1 protein-coding gene is annotated in these 472 nt (G+C 37.7%); it reads left to right on the forward strand.

Annotated elements, in window-relative coordinates; all coding sequences use genetic code 11:
* Positions 1-472, forward strand: a 472-nt coding sequence (locus E1176_RS00185) for a type IX secretion system membrane protein PorP/SprF (RefSeq protein ID WP_155208582.1), incomplete at both ends; no start/stop codon positions are given.

Consider the following 472-nt stretch of genomic DNA (forward strand, 5'->3'; position numbering starts at 1 on the left):
TTTTAGGGATGAAACCGGGCAGAGTGGTGAGTTTACTTCAACAGGTGTGAGTTTTGCGTTTGCTTATAATCTACATCTCACAAGAAGTGGCAATAACGTAATTACGGTAGGTGGCTTACTGGGAGGCTATCAGAAAAATATCGATTTTGGCAAATTTCAATGGTCATCTCAATACAACCCATTGATCGGTTACGATGGAAGTACTAATCCAGAAATAAGTGGAGTAGATAATAGCGTTTTTTACCCTACAGTAAGCATTGGGATGATGTGGAACTTCAAGAGTAAAAAAAGATATGAGCTCAAAGAATTTGGAGCTTTTACAGGTTTTAGTATCGAAAACTTAAACGAGCCAAATGCGAGTTTTTTTAGCAGTGCAGATGGTGAACTGGCCAGAATGATAAAATTGCATGGTGGATTTTCTATCTTTTTAAATAAGCGATTGGATGTATCACCCAACTATCTGATTCAGTAC

Origin of the sequence: Fulvivirga aurantia (assembly GCF_009711475.1) — a bacterium.
Taxonomy (GTDB): domain Bacteria; phylum Bacteroidota; class Bacteroidia; order Cytophagales; family Cyclobacteriaceae; genus Fulvivirga; species Fulvivirga aurantia.